General features: G+C 72.0%; 17 protein-coding genes. 13 read left to right on the top strand and 4 right to left on the bottom strand.

What is annotated here, in order from left to right:
- Window positions 1-52 precede the first annotated feature (52 nt).
- The 3 genes from manB to Aph01nite_RS01800 are packed head-to-tail and all read left to right on the top strand — an operon-like array spanning window position 53 to window position 4793.
- Window positions 53-1150, top strand: a complete 1098-nt coding sequence (gene manB / locus Aph01nite_RS01790; RefSeq protein ID WP_204038913.1) for a mannose-1-phosphate guanylyltransferase — start codon at window positions 53-55, stop codon at window positions 1148-1150.
- Window positions 1151-2119: a DNA-3-methyladenine glycosylase family protein gene (locus Aph01nite_RS01795; RefSeq protein ID WP_239161317.1), complete on the top strand. Its 969-nt coding sequence runs from the start codon at window positions 1151-1153 to the stop codon at window positions 2117-2119.
- Window positions 2120-2168: 49 nt separating this feature from the next.
- Window positions 2169-4793 (top strand): bifunctional FO biosynthesis protein CofGH, encoded by a 2625-nt coding sequence (locus tag Aph01nite_RS01800; protein WP_204038914.1) that lies wholly within the window; start codon window positions 2169-2171, stop codon window positions 4791-4793.
- Between the two features lie 6 nt (window positions 4794-4799).
- Here Aph01nite_RS01800 and Aph01nite_RS01805 read toward each other — a convergent pair whose 3' ends face one another.
- Entirely contained in the window at window positions 4800-6077 is a 1278-nt protein-coding gene (locus Aph01nite_RS01805; protein WP_204038915.1) for a coenzyme F420-0:L-glutamate ligase, read from the bottom strand.
- A 10-nt stretch (window positions 6078-6087) separates the two neighbouring features.
- Window positions 6088-7029, bottom strand: a complete 942-nt coding sequence (cofD, locus tag Aph01nite_RS01810) for a 2-phospho-L-lactate transferase (RefSeq protein WP_204038916.1) — start codon at window positions 7027-7029, stop codon at window positions 6088-6090.
- Window positions 7030-7246: 217 nt separating this feature from the next.
- Between cofD and Aph01nite_RS01815 the strand changes: the two genes are divergently transcribed.
- The 4 genes from Aph01nite_RS01815 (at window position 7247) to Aph01nite_RS01830 (ending at window position 13651) form a co-directional block, all read left to right on the top strand.
- Window positions 7247-8833: a hypothetical protein gene (locus tag Aph01nite_RS01815; protein ID WP_204038917.1), complete on the top strand. Its 1587-nt coding sequence runs from the start codon at window positions 7247-7249 to the stop codon at window positions 8831-8833.
- Window positions 8834-9037: 204 nt separating this feature from the next.
- Complete coding sequence (locus Aph01nite_RS01820) at window positions 9038-9280, top strand: WhiB family transcriptional regulator (protein WP_155339096.1); 243 nt, start codon at window positions 9038-9040, stop codon at window positions 9278-9280.
- A gap of 169 nt (window positions 9281-9449) precedes the next feature.
- Window positions 9450-12242 carry a glycosyltransferase gene (locus Aph01nite_RS01825; RefSeq protein ID WP_239161318.1) on the top strand — a complete coding sequence of 931 codons (2793 nt, stop codon included), beginning with the start codon at window positions 9450-9452 and terminating at the stop codon, window positions 12240-12242.
- A complete protein-coding gene (locus Aph01nite_RS01830) occupies window positions 12239-13651 on the top strand; it encodes a DUF5719 family protein (RefSeq protein ID WP_204038918.1) in 1413 nt (470 codons plus the stop codon). The genes Aph01nite_RS01825 and Aph01nite_RS01830 overlap by 4 nt, the downstream gene beginning before the upstream one ends.
- Window positions 13652-13671: 20 nt before the next feature.
- Here Aph01nite_RS01830 and Aph01nite_RS01835 read toward each other — a convergent pair whose 3' ends face one another.
- Window positions 13672-14100 (bottom strand): metallopeptidase family protein, encoded by a 429-nt coding sequence (locus Aph01nite_RS01835; protein WP_204038919.1) that lies wholly within the window; start codon window positions 14098-14100, stop codon window positions 13672-13674.
- A gap of 116 nt (window positions 14101-14216) precedes the next feature.
- Between Aph01nite_RS01835 and Aph01nite_RS01840 the strand changes: the two genes are divergently transcribed.
- From Aph01nite_RS01840 to Aph01nite_RS01860, 5 genes are read left to right on the top strand one after another with little or no spacing between them, the layout of a single operon-like run.
- Window positions 14217-14582, top strand: coding sequence for a DUF3499 domain-containing protein (locus Aph01nite_RS01840; protein WP_204038920.1), 366 nt, complete (start codon window positions 14217-14219; stop codon window positions 14580-14582).
- A gap of 56 nt (window positions 14583-14638) precedes the next feature.
- Window positions 14639-15991 carry a phosphomannomutase/phosphoglucomutase gene (locus tag Aph01nite_RS01845; RefSeq protein WP_204038921.1) on the top strand — a complete coding sequence of 451 codons (1353 nt, stop codon included), beginning with the start codon at window positions 14639-14641 and terminating at the stop codon, window positions 15989-15991.
- Entirely contained in the window at window positions 15988-16161 is a 174-nt protein-coding gene (locus Aph01nite_RS01850; RefSeq protein ID WP_204038922.1) for a Trm112 family protein, read from the top strand. Before Aph01nite_RS01845 ends, Aph01nite_RS01850 begins: the two co-directional genes overlap by 4 nt.
- Entirely contained in the window at window positions 16158-17264 is a 1107-nt protein-coding gene (locus tag Aph01nite_RS01855; protein WP_204038923.1) for an SIS domain-containing protein, read from the top strand. The genes Aph01nite_RS01850 and Aph01nite_RS01855 overlap by 4 nt, the downstream gene beginning before the upstream one ends.
- A 41-nt stretch (window positions 17265-17305) precedes the next feature.
- Window positions 17306-18247 (top strand): cation diffusion facilitator family transporter, encoded by a 942-nt coding sequence (locus Aph01nite_RS01860; RefSeq protein ID WP_204038924.1) that lies wholly within the window; start codon window positions 17306-17308, stop codon window positions 18245-18247.
- Here Aph01nite_RS01860 and Aph01nite_RS01865 read toward each other — a convergent pair.
- Entirely contained in the window at window positions 18230-18562 is a 333-nt protein-coding gene (locus tag Aph01nite_RS01865) for a MerR family transcriptional regulator (protein WP_204038925.1), read from the bottom strand. The genes Aph01nite_RS01860 and Aph01nite_RS01865 overlap by 18 nt on opposite strands.
- Window positions 18563-18686: 124 nt before the next feature.
- Between Aph01nite_RS01865 and ahcY the strand changes: the two genes are divergently transcribed.
- Window positions 18687-20114: an adenosylhomocysteinase gene (ahcY, locus tag Aph01nite_RS01870; RefSeq protein ID WP_204038926.1), complete on the top strand. Its 1428-nt coding sequence runs from the start codon at window positions 18687-18689 to the stop codon at window positions 20112-20114.
- The last annotated feature ends 21 nt before the right edge of the window (window positions 20115-20135 follow it).

A 20135-nucleotide genomic window follows, 5' to 3' on the forward strand; every position in this document is an offset into this window, starting at 1 on the left:
CGCTCTGTGTCGCCGCCCGCGATCGACGGAGGGTTGGGCTAACCTCACCCGTGTGACGGACAGTTCTTTGCCCGCGGCTCTTGAGGCGATCCTTCTGGTGGGCGGGCAGGGCACCCGGCTTCGACCGCTGACGCTGTTCACGCCGAAGCCGCTGCTGCCGACGGCGGGTGTGCCGTTCCTCGCCCACCAACTGGCCCGGGCCCGGGCTTTCGGGGTGCGGCGGATCGTGTTCGCCACGTCGTACAAGGCGGCCATGTTCGCGGACGCGTTCGGTGACGGCTCCGCCTTCGACCTGGAGATCGAGTACGTCACGGAGGACACCCCGCTCGGCACCGGGGGCGCGATCAGGAACGCGGCGCGCGCGCTGACCTGCCCGCCGGACGCGCCGGTGCTGGTGCTCAACGGCGACATCCTGTCCGGCCACGACATCGGCGCCCAGGTGCGGCAGCACCTGTCCGGCGACGCGGCCCTGACCCTGCACCTGACCGAGGTGGAGGACGCCTCCCGGTTCGGGTGCGTGCCCATCGACGAGGACGGGCGGGTGCTGGCCTTCCTGGAGAAGACCCCGAACCCGGTCACCAACCGCATCAACGCCGGCTGCTACGTGTTCCGCCGCTCGGTCATCGACCAGATCCCCGACGGCCAGGTCGTCTCGGTCGAGCGGGAGACCTTCCCGACCCTCATCGAGTCCGGCGGCCGGGTGCTGGGGTACGCGGACTCCTCCTACTGGCTGGACGTGGGCACGCCCGCGGCCTTCGTCCAGGGCTCCTGCGACCTGGTCCTCGGCGCGCTCCAGTCGCCCGCCCTGCCGGGGCCGCCCGGTGAGTCCCTGCTGCTTCCCGACGCCGTCGTCTCCCCGGAGGCCAAGGTCACCGGAGGCACCGTGGTGGGCGCGCGCGCCATCGTCGGGTCCGGCGCGCTCGTGCGCGGCAGCGTGATCGCCGACGACGCCACCATCGCGCCCGGGGTCACCGTCGTGAACTCGGTGGTCGGCCGGCACGCGACCATCGCGGGCGGCACGATCCTGCGGGACGCCGTCATCGGCGACACCGCCGTCATCGGGCCCAACAACGAGCTGACCTCGGGGGCGAGGATCTGGCCCGGCGTCACGCTGCCCGAATCGGCCATCCGCTTCACGGGCGACGCCTGAGTGCTTCAATCGAGTGTGGCCGGATCGTCCTTCTTCGAGCGGGTCTGGCGGCCCGTGGGGGCGCTTGACCTGGGACTGACGCTGTCGCCGCATCCGCACGGCGGCGGCGATCCCTCTTGGCGTCGTACGCCGGACGGGGCCACCTGGCGGGCCTGCCGGACCCCGCACGGTGTGGGGACGCTGCGGATCGTGCGGCGCGCGGGAGAGGTGCACGCGACCGCCTGGGGGCCAGGGGCGGAGTGGCTGCTGGAGACCGTGCCCGAGTTGCTGGGGGCGCACGACGACGGCCTCGGGTTCGCGGAGATGATCCGGGAGGCCGAGAGCTCCCCGGACGCGTCGGTGCGGGCTCGGGCGGCGTTCGTGGGGGAGTTGGCCGTCCGGCATCCGGGGTTGCGGATCGGCAGGACGGGACGGGTCTTCGAGGCACTCGTCCCGGCGGTGCTGGAGCAGAAGGTGGTCGGGCGGGAGGCCTGGCAGGCCTGGCGCTGGCTTGTCCGGAAATATGGGGATCCGGCGCCCGGTCCTGTACCGGAGGGGTTGACGGTGATGCCGTCGCCGGAGGTGTGGCGGCGGGTGCCGTCGTGGGACTGGCACCGGGCGGGGGCGGAAGCCGTACGGGCCAGGACGATCATCAACGCGGCGCGGCACGCGGCGAAGCTGGAGGGCGGGTCGAGCGCGGCGGCCGACCGGATGCTGCGGGCGCTGCCGGGGATCGGCGTCTGGACCTCGGCTGAGGTGCGGCAACGCGCCCACGGCGACCCGGACGCGCCGAGCGTCGGCGACTATCACATCCCGGGTCTGGTGGGGTACGCGTTCACGGGCGAGAAGACCGACGACGCGGGAATGCTCGACCTGCTCGAACCTTTCGCCGGGCATCGGCACCGGGTGGTGCGGCTGATCGAGCTGAGCGGGATCCGCCCGCCCGCGCGCGGCCCGCGGATGGCGGCGCGGGATTACCGATCCTTTTAGCGCACCCTGAATGCTCGGGGACATGAGCCGGAGTCGTAGTGTGCGGCGTATGACGTCAGAACAGCCCGACGTGGCAGACGTGGCAGGGGACCAGACCAATGCTCCCGGCGGGAACGCGATGCGGCGGGCGCTGGCGCGGGCGCGGGACGGGAAGACGCTCGACGTGGCCGAGGCCGCGGTGTTGCTGTCGGCCCGAGGGGACGATCTTGAGACGTTGCTCGCGCACGCCGGGCGGGTGCGGGACGCCGGGCTGGCGGCCGCGGGGCGGCCGGGGGTCGTCACGTACAGCAGGAAGGTTTTCATTCCGCTGACGCGGTTGTGCCGGGATCGGTGTGGTTACTGCACGTTCGCGACCGCGCCGCACCGGCTGGAGAGCGCGTTCCTCAGCCCGGACGAGGTGCTGGAGATCGCCCGGCAGGGCGCGGCCATGGGCTGCAAGGAGGCGTTGTTCACGCTTGGGGACCGGCCGGAGGATCGCTGGTCGCAGGCGCGGGAGTGGCTGAACGCGCACGGGTACGACGACACGCTGTCGTATGTGCGGGCGATGGCCATCCGCGTGCTGGAGGAGACCGGGCTGCTGCCGCACCTCAACCCCGGCGTGCTCACCTGGCGCGACCTGCAGCGCCTCAAGCCGGTGGCGCCCTCCATGGGCATGATGCTGGAGACCACCTCCGAGGCGCTCTTCCGGACGAAGGGCGCGGCCCACTACGGCTCGCCCGACAAGGACCCGGCGGTGCGTGTACGCGTGCTGGAGGACGCCGGCCGGAGCAACGTGCCCTTCACGACGGGCATTCTGATCGGCATCGGCGAGACCATCCGGGACCGGGCGGAATCGATCTTCGCGATCCGCCGGGTCGCGCGCGAGTACAGCGGCATCCAGGAAGTCATCGTGCAGAACTTCCGCGCCAAGCCGGACACGGCGATGCGCGGTCTGCCCGACGCCGACCTGCACGAGCTGGCCGCCACGATCGCCGTGACCCGGCTGGTCCTCGGCCCCCGCATGCGGGTGCAGGCCCCGCCCAACCTGATCGGCGACGAGTACGCGCTGATGCTCCGCGCCGGGATCGACGACTGGGGCGGCGTCTCCCCGCTCACGCCCGACCACGTCAACCCTGAACGCCCGTGGCCGCAGATCGACGACCTCGCCGCCCGTACGGCTGACGCCGGGTTCACGCTTCGGGAGCGTCTGACGATATATCCGGAATATGTGATGGCGGGGGAGCCGTGGCTGGACCCCCGGCTGCGGGAGCACGTGGCCGCGCTCGCCGATCCGGAGACCGGGCTGGCCCGGGAGGGCGCGGAACTGGCCGGGCGTCCCTGGCAGGAGCCGGACGGCGGGTTCACGGCGATCGGGCGTACGGATCTGCACACGGCGGTGGACTCGGAAGGCCGGAGCGGTGATCGGAGGGATGACTTCGATCACGTGTACGGGGATTGGGACGCGCTCAGGGAGCGGTTGCCGGCCGGTGGGGCGCCGGTGAGCGGTGACGTACGGGAGGCGTTGCGGCAGGCCGAGAAGGAGCCCGCCGCGCTCACGGAGGCGCAGGCGCTGGCCCTGCTCGGGCTGGCGGGCGACCAGAACGGGGCCGGGGCCGACGACGAGGGGCTGGCCGAGCTGGCTCGGATCGCGGACGGGCTGCGCCGGGAGGCGGTGGGGGACGACGTCACCTATGTTGTGAACCGGAACATCAACTTCACCAACGTCTGCTACACGGGGTGCCGGTTCTGCGCGTTCGCCCAGCGGCGTACGGATGCCGACGCGTACACGCTCAGCCTGGACCAGGTCGCGGATCGGGCCGCCGAAGCGTGGGCGGCGGGGGCGACCGAGGTGTGCATGCAGGGGGGCATCCATCCGGATCTGCCGGGGACGGCGTACTTCGACATCGCGCGGGCGGTCAAGGAGCGGGTGCCGGACATCCACGTGCACGCGTACTCGCCGATGGAGGTGATCAACGGGGCGAGTCGTACGAATCTGTCCATCGAGGACTGGTTGCACGCGGCGCGCGAGGCGGGGGTCGACTCCCTGCCGGGGACGGCCGCCGAGATCCTCGACGACGACGTGCGCTGGGTGCTCACCAAGGGCAAGCTCCCGACCCGCGAGTGGATCGACGTCGTCACCACCGCCCACCGTGTGGGTATCCCGACCACCTCGACGATGATGTACGGACACGTCGACACCCACGCCCACTGGGTGCGCCACATCCGGCTGATCCGTCAGATCCAGCAGGAGACCGGCGGTTTCTCCGAGTTCGTCCTGCTGCCGTTCGTGCACCACAGCGCGCCCATCTACCTGGCCGGGATCGCCCGCCCCGGGCCCACCGCCCGGGAGAACCTGGCCGTGCACGCGCTGGCCCGCATCCTGCTGCACGGCAGCATCCGCAACATCCAGTGCTCCTGGGTGAAACTCCGCGACGACCTCTGCCGTTCCGTCCTCGCGGCGGGCGTCAACGACCTCGGCGGCACCCTGATGGAGGAGACCATCAGCCGCATGGCCGGCTCCGAGAACGGCTCCTACAAGACCATCACCGACCTCGCCGCCATGGTCACCCCCACCGGCCGCCCCCTCCGCCAGCGCACCACCTCCTACGGCACGCCCTCGCCCGAACGACAGGCCGCCGCCAGAAACAGCGACGGCGTCACCGGCTCCGTCCGCCGAGTCCTCCCGGTCATCTGACCGGTCTCAGCGGACGAGGATGAAATCGGAGGGGTTGCGTGGGGGGCGGTCGCGGGGTGGGGCGGAGGGGTGGCCGATGGCGACGGTGCCCATGGGGTCCCAGGTGTCGGGGAGGTTGAGGATTTCGCGGACGGTGGGGCGGCAGAACATGGTGGAGGAGACCCAGGCGGAGCCGAGGCCCTCGACGGCCAGCTGGATGAGGAAGTTCTCGACGCCGGCGCCGGTGGCGACGATGAACATCTCGCGTTCCGCGGCGTTCCTGCGGGCGTCCGGGTAGGTGTGGGAGCCCTCCATGACCAGGCAGGGCACCGCCAGGTAGGGAGCGTTGCGCAGGACGTCGCCGCGGCGGATCCGCTTGGCGATGGAGGACTCGGAGAAACCGTCGGCGCGCAGGTCGGCGATCCAGGCGTCGCGCATGGCGTCCAGCAGGGCGACGCGGGTGGCGGGGTCTTCGAGGAGGACGAACCGCCACGGCGTGGTGTGGTGGGGCGCGGGAGCCGAGATGGCGGCCGCGACGGCGCGGCGCACGGCGGCCGGGTCCACCGGGACGGGGGAGAACTCCCGGATGGTGCGGCGGGCGTAGACCACGTCGGCGGAACCGTGCCGGAACAGGTCCTCGTCGGCGGGGCGGACCAGGGCGGTGACACCGGGGCCGTCCTCCTCGGTGACCAGGTGCGGGAGGCCGCGGACCAGCGCGATCGGCACCCCGGCGAGCTTGCCCTTGGCCAGTTCCGCGGCGGCGGCGATCTCGTCGACGAGAGCGGTGACGGTGGCGCTGAGCGGGTTGCCGTACGGGTCGGTGAGCCCGCGGAAGTCCTCAAGGGGGCGCACGCCCGCCGCGCCGATGGCCAGGTCGGTGAGGCCGTGCCGCCACGGGCGGCCGAACGTGTCGGAGACGATCACGCCGACGTCGCAGCCGAGACGCTCGCGGATGCCGGCCCGGATGCGCCGGGCCGAGGCGTCGGCGTCCTCCGGCAGGAGCAGGATCGTGCCGGCGGCCGTGTTGGAGGCGTCCACGCCGGCCGCGGCCATCACGAACCCGTGCCGGGTCTGCGCGATCACCAGGTCCCCGCGCCGCGCCACCACCCGCTCGGTCTCCGCCGCGATGGCCTCCGCGCGGCTGTCCCCCCGCTGGATCCGCCCCTCGGCCTTGCTCACGATCTTCGAGGTGACCACCAGGATGTCGCCGTCCGCGACCTTCATCCCGGACCCGGCCACCAGTTCGGCGATGTCGTCGCCGGGGACGACCTCCGCCAGCCCTGCCACACCCTCGATCTGGATCATGGTTCCCCCTTCAGCGGTCGGCGAGCGTGCGGGCGAGGGTGAGGGCGGCGGCGGCCAGGGCCTCGGTGGCCTCCGGCGTGCTCATCAGCAGGGGACGGGCTTCCACCGTCACACCCGGGTGGGCGGTGGCGGCGTCCTCCTCGGCGACCAGCCAGCCGTCCAGGAGCGGCGCGCCGTACAGGTCGAGGACGGCCTGGGCGGTGGTCTCGCGGCCGATGGCGGTGAGGCAGGCGTCGGCCATGCCGCGTACGGGCGCGCCGCCGATGATCGGGGAGACTCCCACCACGGTCTTGCTCTCCAGGGCGGCGCGGATGCCGGGGATCTGGAGGATCGTCCCGATGCTGACCACGGGGTTGGACGGCGGCAGGACGACGAAGTCGGCGGCCTCGATGGCGTCCAGCACGCCGGGGGCCGGCTTGGCGTCGGCCGCGCCCACCAGGGCGATCTCCTCGGCGGGGACGGAGGCCCTGAGCCTGACCCACCACTCCTGGAAGTGCACGGCGCGGCGGCCGCCCTCGTCGGTGATCACGACGTGGGTCTCGGTGCGGTCGTCGGACATCGGCAGCAGCCGTACGCCGGGCTGCCAGCGGGCGCAGAGCGCCTCGGTGACCTGGGAGAGCGGGTATCCGGCCGCCAGCATCTGGGTCCGGATGATGTGGGTGGCGAAGTCGCGGTCGCCGAGCCCGAACCACTGCGGCTCCATGCCGTAGGCGGCCAGTTCGTCCTTGACGGTGAAGGTCTCGGCGGTGCGGCCCCAGCCCTGCTCCTCGTTGATGCCGCCGCCCAGCGTGTACATGACCGTGTCGAGGTCGGGGCAGACCCGCAGGCCGAAGAGGGTGATGTCATCGCCGGTGTTGCCGATGACGGTGATGTCGGCGGCCGGGGCTGCGGCCCGCAGGCCGCGGAGGAATCGGGCCCCGCCGATGCCTCCCGCGAGGGACACGATGCGCATGACGCCCATCCTCGCACCGCCCGTGCGCACGACCTCGCGACGCCTGCCGTGAATCACCACCGCAAGGCTGTGACCTGCGGCGATATGAGGCGATTTGCGAGATTCAGGACACTCGGGGGATACACGAGGTTGGTGGGTCAGCCGACGGCAAAGTCAGGCATGTGCGAAACTCGTCGTGGTATGCCCTTTGCATGCCGTTCGCTCTCAGGGGGTCACTGTGATCAAGGTTGAACCGGCGAGGCTACGGGAGCCCGCCGCTTGGATCATGCTCGCGGTGGTGTGCACGGGCGTGTTCGCCGACGTGGTGTCATTCGTGACCGACGGCTTAGGGGGGTCCGGAATCTTCGCCGGAGTCCTGCTGGGCACGCTGACCGCGGTCTCCCGGGCCGCGCTGGCCGTGGGCGCGGTCGTGGTGACCACCCGGTTCGGCGCGCCGACCCCCAAGAGCCGCGTGATCGGCCTGATCGCGGCGGGCTCCCTCGCGGTCGCCGTGATCCTCGGCCTGCTCAGCGCCCTGGTGATGCTGTTCGGCTCCCTGGGCTTCGGCACCAAGCTCCTCATCCTGCTCGTCTGGCTGCCCCAGCTCGCGCTGATGGCCGTCGCGGGCGTGTACGCGCTGAGCACGGTCGCCCCCGCGGCCCCCAAGCAGGCCGCGACCAGGACGGGGAACGAAGAGCCGTTCTTCGGCGGCTACCAGAACGACGGATTCCAGGGCTACGGCTCGTACCCGTCCCCGGAGCCCGCTGGTGCTCCCGTTCCCCATGGTCCCGTACAGGATTCCTCCGTCTCCTCAGCGACGACCGCCGTGCCGCGCCAGCAGCCCGCACAGCCCGCCCTGCCGTACGGATCGGCGGACCGCCCCGCCGACCGCGGCCAGGACGCGTATGCGGCCCCGGTTTACGATCAGGGATACGCGGCGCAGCACGGATTCGTTCAATCGCCGGAGCAGCCCGCCGCCAACGGGTTCGGGGAGTCGTACCAGCCGCCGGCGTACGCCGCGGCGCCGCAGCAGTTCCCGCAGCAGCAGCCCCCGCAGGGACCGGTCTTCGACCAGCACGGGTACGCGGGGGACTCGCCCTCGTTCCCGCCGGTCAGCTACAGCGAGCCGGTGTACAACGAGCCCGTCTACAACGAACCGGCGTACCAGGAACCGGCTTATCAGGAACCTGCCTATCAGGAGCCCGCGTACCAGGAACCGGCTTATCAGGAGCCCGTCTACCAGGAGCCGGCGTACCCGGCCAACCAGAGCAACTACGGGGGCGGGTCGCCGTTCTCGGGGTATTCGGGGTCGCAGTTCGCGCAGCAGGCGTACGAGCCGTCCTACGAGGGTGATCTGCGGGAGCAGCAGCTCGCCCAGGCGTACCAGCAGGCCCAGGCCTACCAGCAGGCGCCGACCGCGCCGCAGCCGCCCCCGGTCCAGCAGGCCGCGCCGCAGCCGGTTCAGCCTCTCCCGCCGGTTCAGCCCGTTCAGCCGGTCGCGCAGCCCGCGCCGACGCCGGCGTACGACAACCCGCTCGGGCATCCGCAGTCGCGGGAGCCGTACCAGCAGCAGGACCGGTTCCAGGGCGATCCGCTCACCAGCCCCGAACTCAGCCGTTACGCGGGCGATCCGCTCAGCAGCCCCCGTTACCAGGGTGATCCGCTCTCCGGCCCGCTGCGCGGCGACGAGCTCCTGGACCCCACGGCGATCTACAAGCCGGAGCGCCAGCAGGCAAAGCCCGAGGAAGGTCCGAGTAGAGAACAAGCAGCTCAGGGAGCCGACGGCACCCCGCATTGGTACGGTTCCGACCGCCGAGACCACTGATCGAGACCGCCAGATACCGGGGCAAGCATGTCTTTCCCCGGGTATCGGTATGCCGCTTGACGCCACACCTGAGACACGCGTGTAATTACAGCTGTGTTGTTACGCCTTCCTCAAGGTGGGTATGAGGACGGCGTCCATAGGGGGGCACCATTTGCTGTTGGTGACGGGCGGGCGACAGGGAGGTGTGCAGTGACCGAACCGGTCATGGCACAGGCGCTCGACGGTGAAGATCTGGGTTGGCAGGAGCGTGCGCTGTGCGCTCAGACCGATCCGGAGGCGTTCTTTCCAGAAAAGGGCGGCTCCACCCGAGAGGCTAAGAAGGTGTGCCGGGCGTGTGAAGTGCGCGCGGAGTGCCTTGAATACGCATTGGAACACGACGAGCGATTCGGTATCTGGGGCGGGTTGTCGGAGCGGGAGCGACGGCGGATCAAGCGCCAGGCCGTTTGATCAGATGTAGCAGGACGCGCGCGGGGGCCACGATCGTGGCCCCCGCCGTTTTCCCGGTCGGGGTTTCGGCCTCGGGGCGTTCGAGGGTTGTCGTAGGGTGGGCCCGGCAAAGCGCAACAAACCTCACGACAGCCCAGGCTTCACGACAAATCTCCAGGACAAGACCCCCGTGCAAACCCCGGTGCATTCGGTCACCGCCATCGTCGTCGCCCATGACGGCGCACGCTGGCTCGGCGAGACCCTCTCGGCGGTCCTCGGCCAGACCTATCGGCTCGACCGCGTGGTCGGCGTCGACAACGGCAGCCGAGACGACAGCGCCAAGCTCCTGACCCAGGCCTTCGGCCCCGCCGCCGTGGTGAGCATGCCCCGCTCGACCGGCTTCGCCGAAGCCGTGCACGACGTGATGCGCCGCCTGCCCCCGGCCCCGCACGGGACCGAGTGGATCTGGCTCCTGCACGACGACTGCGCCCCCGACCCGCGCGCCCTGGAGGCGCTGCTCTGGGCGGCGGGCCAGGACGACAAGGCCGTCATCCTGGGGCCGAAACTCCGCGATTGGCTGGACCGCAAACTCCTGCTGGAGATCGGCGTCACCGTGGCCAGGTCCGGCCGCCGCGAGACCGGCCTGGAGCCGCGCGAGTACGACCAGGGCCAGCACGACCACGAGACCGGCGGCATCCGCGACGTGCTGTCGGTGTCCACCGCCGGCATGCTCATCCGCCGCGACGTCTGGGACGAGCTGTCCGGCCTGGACCCGAAGCTGCCGCTCTTCCGCGACGACCTCGACTTCTGCTGGCGGGCCCGCGCGGCCGGCTACCGCGTGCTGAACGTGACCGAGGCCATGGCGTACCACGCGGAGGCCTCCAGCCGCCGCCGGCGCCGGATCGCGGCCAGCGACGACCACCCGCGCCGCCTGGCCCGCCGCTACGCGCTGTTCGTGATCATGATCAACCTGCCGTTCCCGGCGATGCTCTGGTCGATGCTCAGGAACACCTTCGGGTCCATGATCAGAACCTTCCTGTTCCTGGTGGCCAAGCAGCCCGCGCACGCCCTGGACGAGATCGTCGCCCTCGGCTCGGTGCTCGCCCACCCCGGCAAGCTGCGCCGGGCCCGCAAAGCCCGCAGGCGCAACCGCAAGCAGGGCTACCAGCTCGTCAAACCCCTGTTCACCCCGCCCATCGCCGCGCTGCGCCGCATCGCCGACATGGTCCGCGGCCAGCTGGCCGGGGCGGGCCCGATGGACTCCGCGGGCCGCCACCACGCCGTCGCCTCCTCCCCGGAGGAGGAGGGCGACGAGCTGCTCAACGACGACGGCAGTCTGCTGCGCCGGGTGTTCGGCAACCCGGGCGTGCTGCTCGTCCTGCTGCTGACCGCCGTCACCGTGGCCGCGTTCTGGCGGCTGCCCACCGGCGGCCTGCTCGGCGGCGGAGCGCTGGTCCCGGTCGCGGGCGGCGCGTCCGACCTGTGGGATCTCTACCTGACGGGGAACCAGGCTCCCTACGTGGCCGTGCTCGCCGCGCTGTCCACGATCTTCTTCGGGAAGATCTGGCTGGCGGTCGCGGTGCTGCTGCTCGGCTGCGTGCCGCTGGCGGGCTTCTCGGCCTACGCGGCGACGCGGCGGCTCATCCCGTACGCGCCCGGACGGGTGTGGCTGGCCGCCTCGTACGCGCTGCTGCCGGTGGCCACGGGCGTGGTCGCCGCAGGGCGGCTCGGGTCGGCGGTCGTGATCGTGCTGCTGCCCGTGTACGCGTCGCTGGCCACCCGGGTCCTCGCCGACGGCGGCCGCCCGGCCCGCAGAGCCGCCTGGGGGCTCGGCCTGCTCCTGACCGTGGGCACTGCCTTCGTCCCCCTCCTGTACGGCTTCGTGTTCGTCCTGGGGGCCCTGGCGGCCCTGTCCTTCGGCGGCGTACGGCGCGGCGTCGGCGTCTCGCTGGCGATCAGCCTGGCCGTCCCCATCCTGCTCCTGTTCCCGTGGCTGGCCGGCTTCGCCGCGGACCCGGCCCGGGTGCTGCGCGAGGCCGGGCTGCCGCTGCCCGCCGACCCCCGCCTGCCCGCGGAGGCCCTGCTCACCCTCAACCCGGGCGGTCCGGGCGCGCCGCCCCTGTGGACCACGGCCGGGCTGCTCGCCGTCGCCCTGGGCGCGCTGCTGCTCCGCCGCCACCAGCTGATCGTCGCCGTCGGCTGGGGTGTCGCGATCTCCGGCGTGCTGGTGGCCACCGTGGTCAGCCGCCTGTCCGTCTGGCCGGGCGTGCCGCTGGCGTTCGCGGCCACCGGCCTGCTGGTGTCCACCGCGCTGGCCGCGCACCGGGTGGCCGAGTTCCGGGCCGCGGGCGGCTGGCGGAGGTTCGCCGCCCTCCTGGTCTCCGTGGTGGCCTTCGCCACCCCGCTGGCCGCCGCCGGGCTGTGGATCCGTACGGGCGCGGGCGGCCCGCTGAGCTGGAACGTCCGGGACCCGCTGCCGGCCCTGGCCGCCGCCAAGTCCACCGCGGGCGAGGGCACGCTGGTGCTCCGGCCGTCCGGCGGGGCGCTGGCGTACACGGTGCTGCACGGGCGCAGCCCGCTGGTCGGCGAGTCCGACGGCGCGGTCACCGACCCGGCCGTCACGGCCGCCGTGGCCGGGCTGGCCTCGGGCCGCGGCGGCAAGGACGCGCAGGAGCTCGCCGCGCGGGGCGTCACGTTCGTGACGGTGCCCGCGCCCGTCGACCCGGCGCTCCAGCGTTCGCTCGACTCCGAGCCCGCCCTGACCCGGCTCAGCCTGTCCAAGACGGCCGGGCTCTGGCGGATGGTCATCCCGGTGGCGCCGCCCGCGCCGCCCCCGCCGCTGGACGCCTTCGAACGCGGCTGGCTGTGGGCGCAGGGCGCGCTGGTGGTCCTGGTGCTCATCCTGGCCGCCCCCGGCGCGCGCCAGCCCGAGCCGGAGGTCCAGCTGGAGGAACAGGTCGCCGGAGAGCGGGTGCTGGTGTGAGACGCCTGATCGAGAACCGTTTCGGCCTGCTCGCCCTGGTCCTGATCGCGCTCGGCGCCGTGTACGGCGGCGCGTTCGTCAGCCGCCCCGCCCCCGTCAAGCCCGCCACGGCCCAGCCGGTCAAGGCCGCCATCGAGTCCGTCTCCGCCGTCTGCCCCGACCCCGGCGGCGCCACCGTGAGCGCGGTCACCCCGCCGGGCCCGCGCGGCTCCGGCCAGGCCCAGGTGCTGGACGGCGACAAGCCCGCCACCCTCTCCGAGGCGGGCAAACTCTGGCAGAAGACCGCCGGCAAGGACGCCGACCCGATCCGGGTGGTCGCCACCGGCGCGATGGCCGCCGGCCTGGAGGCCGCCAGGATCAGCAGGACCCTCGACGGCGACGGGCGCGGCCTGTCCGGCGTGCGCTGCGTCGAACCGGGCGCCAGCGCCTGGTTCGTCGGCCCGGGGCCCGCCTCCGCCGACCTCACCCTGCACCTGTCCAACGTGGAGGCCGCCCCCGCCGACGTCTCCTTCGAGGTGTACGCGGGCGAGGGCCTGGTCGTGGCCGAGCGCTCCACCGGCATGGTCCTCAAACCCGGCCAGCACCGCACCGTGAAACTCCGCGACGTCACCACCTCGCCGCTCGTCATGGGCCTGCACGTGATCACCAGCAGGGGGCGGGTGACCGCCGCCGTGGAGGCCGTGCTGGGCCGCGGCAAGGGCGCCGACTGGCTGCCCCAGGCGGGTGAGCCGGCGACCACGGTGGTCGTGCCGGGCGTGCCCGGCAGCGCCGGCCAGCGCAGGCTCTACCTCACCGTGCCCGGCGAGCAGGACACCGTGGTCCAGGTCAAGGCCGTCCTCAAGGACGGCTCGTACGCGCTGAAGAACCGCGAGGAGATCAGCGTCCCGGCGGGCTCCACCACCACCATGGACCTGTCCACGGGCATCGGCGGCCAGCCGGCCGCGCTCGTGCTCACCTCGCCCGTGCCGATCGTGGCCGGGCTGGAGCTCACCGGCACCGGCACCCTGCAGGACGTCGCGTTCCTCGCCGGGGCGCCCTCCCTGGACCTCGGCAGCGTCGTCGCGGACGGCAGGGCGGGCAAGAACCAGACCTCCCGCCTGGTGCTGTCGGCGCCCTTCGGGGCCGCGGCCGTCCAGGTCCAGCTGCTGCCCAAGTCGGGCGCGCTCCCGGCGCCGTCGGAGGTCGAGATCCCGGCCGGCCGTACCCGCGAGATCAAGCTGACCGGCGACCCGAAGGGCTTCAGCGTGGTGGTCACCCCGCGCCCCGGCTCCGGTCCCGTGTACGGCGGCCGCGTGATCGAGGAGAAGACCTCCTCCGGCCAGCTGGTCACCGCCCAGCCGCTGCAGATGGCCAGGACCTGGGCGCTGGTGCCGCCCACGGTGGACTCGCCCAGGACCGTGCTGCCCTGATCAGTTCTCGTCGGTTCTCGTCAGTTCTCGTCGTAGCCCGGGTCCACGGCCTCGGGGGTGAGCCCGAGCAGGCTGGCCACCTGCTCCACGACCACGCTGTGCACCAGACCGGCCAGCTGCTCGCGGTCCCGCGCGCGGGCCTCCATCGGCCGCCGGTAGACCACGACCATGGCCGGCTCGCCGCCCGCCGCCGGCTCCGCGCGCCCGAACGGGATCGGCTCCGAGGCCAGCCGGCCCGGTCCGTCGATCAGCTCGCTCGCCTGGGGCACCTCCTCCACGGCGAACTCCACCGAGGCCAGCTCCTTGGACCAGCGCACCCGCAGCCGGTCCACCGCGTCCAGCACCAGGTCGTCGAAGCGCTCGCCGCGTGACTTGGCGATCGGCACGTGCGAGGGCGCCAGCGGGCCGCGCATGCCCCGGCCGTGGCGGTCGCGTCGTCGAGGACTCATCCGGCCAGCTTATGGGAGGCGCGGAACCCCCAGGTGAGTGTCCGGATTGTGGCGACACGCTCGTTAAGAGGGGCCGGGTGGTGGCAATGTGCACGCGGACCGGATACGGTCCCTCCGTGAGCCCCGTCCGCAGCTGTTCCCGTACCGCCTGCAGGCAGCCTGCCGTCTTCACACTCACGTACGTGTACGCCGACTCGACCGCAGTTCTGGGCCCGCTGGCGACGTACGTCGAGCCGCACTGCTATGACCTGTGCGCGGAACACGCCGAGCGGCTCACCGCGCCCCGAGGGTGGGAGGTGGTGCGCCTGCCGTACGAGCCGGGCGCCCCGAGCGGTGACGACCTGGAGGCGCTGGCCAACGCCGTGCGCGAGGCGGCGCGACCGGCCCCTTCGGCCGGAGAGCCGACCGGGCAGGCGGTCGAGGTGGGCCGCCGAGGCCATCTGCGGGTGCTCAAGTCGGCCCAGCCCAACCGCGAACGCTGACCGTTCAGGCCCGATAGGCTCGAACCGTAGTATTCGCGAACTTCTTAGGGGCTGGAGTGGGCGACCTCGCCACGATCTTCAAGGCGTACGATGTGCGCGGCGTGGTTCCCGGCGAACTGGACGAGGAGATCGCCGAAGCCGTGGGGGCCGCCTTCGTGGAGGTCACCGGGGCCGTCTCGCTGGTGATGGCCCACGACATGCGGGAGTCCTCAGGGCCGCTGGCCGCCGCCTTCGCGCGCGGCGCGACCACCCGGGGCGCGGACGTGATCAACGCCGGGCTCGGCTCCACCGACCTGCTCTACTACGCCAGCGGCAGCCTGGACCTGCCCGGCGTGATGTTCACCGCCAGCCACAACCCGGCTCGCTACAACGGCATGAAGATGTGCCGCGCGGGCGCGGTGCCGATCGGCGCGGAGACCGGCCTGACCGAGATCAGGGACCGGGCCGCGGAACTGCTCGGCTCCCCGCTGGGCCGGCCGTCCGGGGCCGTCACCGAGAAGAACCTGCTGGCCGGGTACGCCGACCACCTGCGCGGCCTGGTGGACCTGTCCGGCATCCGGCCGCTGAAGGTGGTCGCGGACGCGGGCAACGGCATGGGCGGGCTGACCGTCCCCGAGGTGTTCGCGGGCCTGCCGGTCACGCTCGTCCCGCTCTACTTCGAACTGGACGGCGACTTCCCCAACCACGACGCCAACCCGCTGGAGCCGGAGAACCTCCGCGACCTGCAGCGGGCCGTGCTCGACCACGGCGCCGACATCGGGCTGGCCTTCGACGGGGACGCCGACCGCTGCTGGGTCGTCGACGAGCACGGCGCGTCGGTCTCGCCGTCCACGATCACCGCGCTGGTGGCCGTGCGGGAGCTGGCCAAGCACCCCGGCTCGACGATCATCCACAACCTGATCACCTCCACCGGGGTGCCGGAGATCGTCCGCGAGCACGGCGGCCGGCCGGTCCGCACCCGGGTCGGGCACTCCTACATCAAGGCCGAGATGGCCAGGACCGGCGCGGTCTTCGGCGGCGAGCACTCGGCGCACTACTACTTCCGGGACTTCTGGTTCGCCGACTCGGGCCTGCTGGCCGCGCTGCACGTGCTGGCCGCGCTCGGCGAGCAGGAGCGCCCGCTGTCGGAGGTGCTCGCCGGTTACGCCCGGTATGCGGCCTCCGGCGAGATCAACAGCACCGTCCCGGACCAGGCCGCCGCGATCGCGCAGGTCCGCGCGGTCTTCGCGGCCCGGGACGGTGTTACGTTCGACGAGCTGGACGGCCTGACCGTGACCGGCACCGACTGGTGGTTCAACTTGCGCGCGTCCAACACCGAGCCGCTGCTCCGGCTGAACGCCGAGGGCGCCGACGCGGCGACGATGGCTGCGGTGCGCGACGAGGTTCTGAGAGAGGTACAAGGGATTTGAAGATCGACGACTGGCTGCTGGACATCCTGGCCTGCCCCTCGTGCAAGTCCCCGCTGCGGGTGTCCGCCGACAGCGACGAGCTGGCGTGCACGTCCGAGTCCTGCGGGCTGGTCTACCCGGTGCGGGACGACATCCCGGTGCTCCTCGTGGACGAGGCCCGGAAGGCATGAACTGGGAGCCTGAGAAGCTCGACGACCAGGCGTACCTGGCCGAAGGGGATCCCTCGGGCATGCTGGTCTCGGTCGCCTCCTCGGCCGCCCAGATCCGCACCGCGCACCGCGCCGCCGTCGAGGCCTCCGTGGACGCCATCGCGTCCGAGGGACGGCCACGCGCGATCGTGGTGGCCGGCATGGGCGCCTCCGGCGTGGCCGGGGACGTCCTGGAGGCGGTCTGCGGGTACGGCTGCCCGGTGCCGGTCACGACCGTGCGCGGGCACCGGCTGCCCGGCTGGGTGGGCGCCGCCGACCTGGTGATGGCCGTGTCCAGCACCGGCGACACCCAGGAGACCCTGGCGCTGGCCGCCGAGGCCGCCCGGCGCGGCTGCCGGCTGCTGGTGGTGGGCGGCACGGGCTCGCCGCTGCAGGCGCTGGCCACCCAGCGGAACGCGCCGTTCGTGCCGGTGACCGTGGCCGGGCAGCCCAGGGCGGCGCTGTGGGCGCTGGTGGTGCCGCTGGTCGCCGCCGCCGCCTCGCTCGGCCTGGTCGAGGCGGGCGCGGACCTGTTCGAGTCGGCGGCCAAGCGCCTGGAGGACGTGGCGCACCGGTGCCGCCCGTCCAGCGAGTCGTTCATCAACCCGGGCAAGACGCTCGCCGAGGAGCTGGCCGAGAGCGTGCCGATGGTGTGGGGGTCGTCGCGGCTGATGGCGGTCGCCGCGTACCGGCTGGCCACGCAGCTCAACGAGAACGCCCGGTATCCGGCGCTCTGGGGGGAGATCCCGGAGGCCGGGCACAACCAGCTGGCCGCCCTGGACGGCCCCCTCGCCGAGCGTGACATCTTCGCCGACAGCCCGGGAAGGTCGCTGCGCCTGCTGGTGCTGCGCGACTCGGAGGAGCACCCCCAGGTGGCCAAGGCCCGCCAGGCGGCGGTGCGGCTGGCGCAGGACCGGGGCGTCCCGGTCTCCGAGATCGCCGCCGAGGCCGGCCATCCGCTGGAGCGCCTGGCCACCGTCGTCGGCCTGGGCGACTACGCGAGCGTCTATCTTTCCCTCGGCTACGGCGTCGATCCGGCCCCGGTCTCGGCCATTGCCGAACTGAAGGCCAGAATTGGCCAATAGGATCTCCTTGGTCGGCTTCTTGGCTTCTTGAGGAGTGTTCTGTGAGCGCGGGTGGCGGTACCAAGGCGATCATCGCGGCGTTGGTCGCGAATCTGGCCATCGCGGTGGCGAAATTCGTGGCGTTCCTGTTCACGGGATCGTCATCCATGCTCGCCGAGTCGGTGCACTCCGTCGCCGACTCGGGCAACCAGGCGCTGCTGCTGGTCGGCGCCCGGCGCGCGGCGCGAGAACGCACGGCCGAGCACCCGTTCGGCTACGGCCGGGAGCGCTACTTCTACGCGTTCGTGGTCGCCGTCGTGCTGTTCACCATCGGCGCGGTCTTCTCGCTGTACGAGGGCTATCACAAGATCTCGCACCCGGAGGAGATCACCTCGCCGCAGTGGGCCTTCGGGGTGCTGATCTTCGCGATCATCGCGGAGCTGTTCTCCTTCCGCACCGCCATCCAGGAGTCCAACCACGTGCGCGGGTCGCAGTCGTGGGTGGCGTTCATCCGCCGCTCCAAGTCGCCCGAGCTGCCGGTGGTGCTGCTGGAGGACCTGGGCGCGCTGCTCGGCCTGATCTTCGCGCTGTTCGGCGTAACGATGGCGGTCGTGACCGGGGACCCGGTCTGGGACGGCATCGGCACGGTCATGATCGGCGTGCTGCTGGCGATCATCGCGGTGATCCTGGCGCTGGAGACGAAGTCGCTGCTGATCGGCGAGGGCGCGGGCCCGGAGATGGAGCAGCAGATCCGCGCGGCGCTGGAGAGCGCGCCCGAGGTGACCAGGATCATCCACATGCGCACCCTGCACCTCGGCCCGGAGGAGCTCCTGGTGGCCGCCAAGATCGCGGTGGACCACGACGACACGGCCGCCGAGGTGGCCCGCGGCATCGACGAGGCCGAGCAGCGCATCCGCGCCCAGGTCCCGATCGCCCGGGTGATCTACCTGGAGCCCGACCTGGACCGGCGCGACCGGGCCGCCTCGCTACCGGCCGCGGAGTAGCCGCAGCGCCTTCTCCTGCTCGAAGTCCAGCGCCCTGCGGGGCGCCTGGATCCTGCCGATCCGGATGCCCAGGTCGCGTACGGCCTGGGCCACGGCGGGCTCCGACAGCGCCCGCAGCGCGAACGCCAGCTCCGCCGGGGACACGTCGAACCGGCGTTCCAGCTCGACGGCCTGGGTGACGGCCGCGAGCTCCTCCGTGCCGAACCTCCGATGCGACCCCTTGTCGCGTACCGGCGGCAGCAACCCGAGCGCCTCTCGGTAGCGGAGCATGCGCGGGGACATGCCCAGCCGCGCCGCCGCTTCGGTAATCCGCATGCCCCCACGATAGGCGATTCCGGCGATCCTTACATTCTTGTGTCAGGTTCGCCCGTCTGACGGTGCGCTGAGGGTGTTTCGGCCCCTAAACTCGCAGACGTCGTTACGAGAGGGGACACCCCAGATGGACTTCAAGGTCGCCGACCTTTCGCTTGCCGGCTTCGGCCGCAGGGAGATCCGACTCGCTGAGCACGAGATGCCGGGCCTGATGGCGACCCGCAGCGAGTTCGCCGCCAGCCAGCCCCTGCGCGGCGCGAAGATCATGGGCTCGCTGCACATGACCATCCAGACCGCCGTCCTGATCGAGACGCTGGTCGCGCTCGGCGCCGACGTGCGCTGGGTCTCGTGCAACATCTTCTCCACCCAGGACCACGCCGCCGCCGCGGTCGTCGTCGGCCCCGAGGGCACCGTCGAGGAGCCGTCGGGCGTGCCGGTCTTCGCCTGGAAGGGCGAGACGCTGGAAGAGTACTGGTGGTGCACCGACCAGGCGCTGCGCTGGCCCGACGGCAGCGGCCCCAACATGATCCTGGACGACGGCGGCGACGCCACCCTGCTGGTGCACAAGGGCGCCGAGTTCGAGAAGGCCGGCGTCGTGCCGACCGCCGCCGAGGACGACCCCGAGGAGTGGGGGATCATCCTCGACCTGCTCCGCCGTACGGTGGACGACTCCAAGCGCTGGACGGGCGTCGCCGAGGCGATCAAGGGCGTCACCGAGGAGACCACCACCGGCGTGCACCGCCTGTACGAGATGTTCAACAACGGCCAGCTGCTCTTCCCGGCCATCAACGTGAACGACTCGGTCACCAAGTCCAAGTTCGACAACAAGTACGGCTGCCGCCACTCGGTGATCGACGGCCTGAACCGCGCCACCGACGTGCTGATCGGCGGCAAGGTGGCCGTGGTCGCCGGCTACGGCGACGTCGGCAAGGGCTGCGCGGACGCGCTCCGCGGCCAGGGCGCCCGCGTCATCGTCACCGAGATCGACCCGATCTGCGCGCTCCAGGCGGCCATGGACGGCTTCCAGGTCACCACCCTGGAGGACGTGGTCGGCATCGCCGACATCTTCGTCACCACCACCGGCAACTTCAGCATCATCACCGCCGAGCACATGTCGCGGATGAAGCACAACGCGATCGTGTCCAACATCGGCCACTTCGACAACGAGATCGACATGGCCGGCCTGGCCCGCATCCCCGGCATCGTCAAGGAGGAGGTCAAGCCCCAGGTGCACACCTGGACCTTCCCCGACGGCCACCAGATCATCGTGCTGGCCGAGGGCCGCCTGATGAACCTGGGCTGCGCGACCGGCCACCCGTCGTTCGTGATGTCCAACTCCTTCACCAACCAGGTGATCGCCCAGATCGAGCTGTTCACCAAGACCGAGCAGTACCCGATCGGCGTGTACGTGCTGCCCAAGCACCTGGACGAGAAGGTCGCCCGGCTCCACCTGGACGCGCTCGGGGTGAAGCTGACCACGCTCACCAAGAAGCAGGCCGAGTACATCGGCGTGGACGTCGAGGGTCCGTACAAGCCGGACCACTACCGGTACTAGGACACCGAGGGGCCCCGGTCC

It is taken from the genome of Acrocarpospora phusangensis (assembly GCF_016862995.1).
GTDB classification, from domain to species: Bacteria; Actinomycetota; Actinomycetes; order Streptosporangiales; family Streptosporangiaceae; genus Acrocarpospora; species Acrocarpospora phusangensis.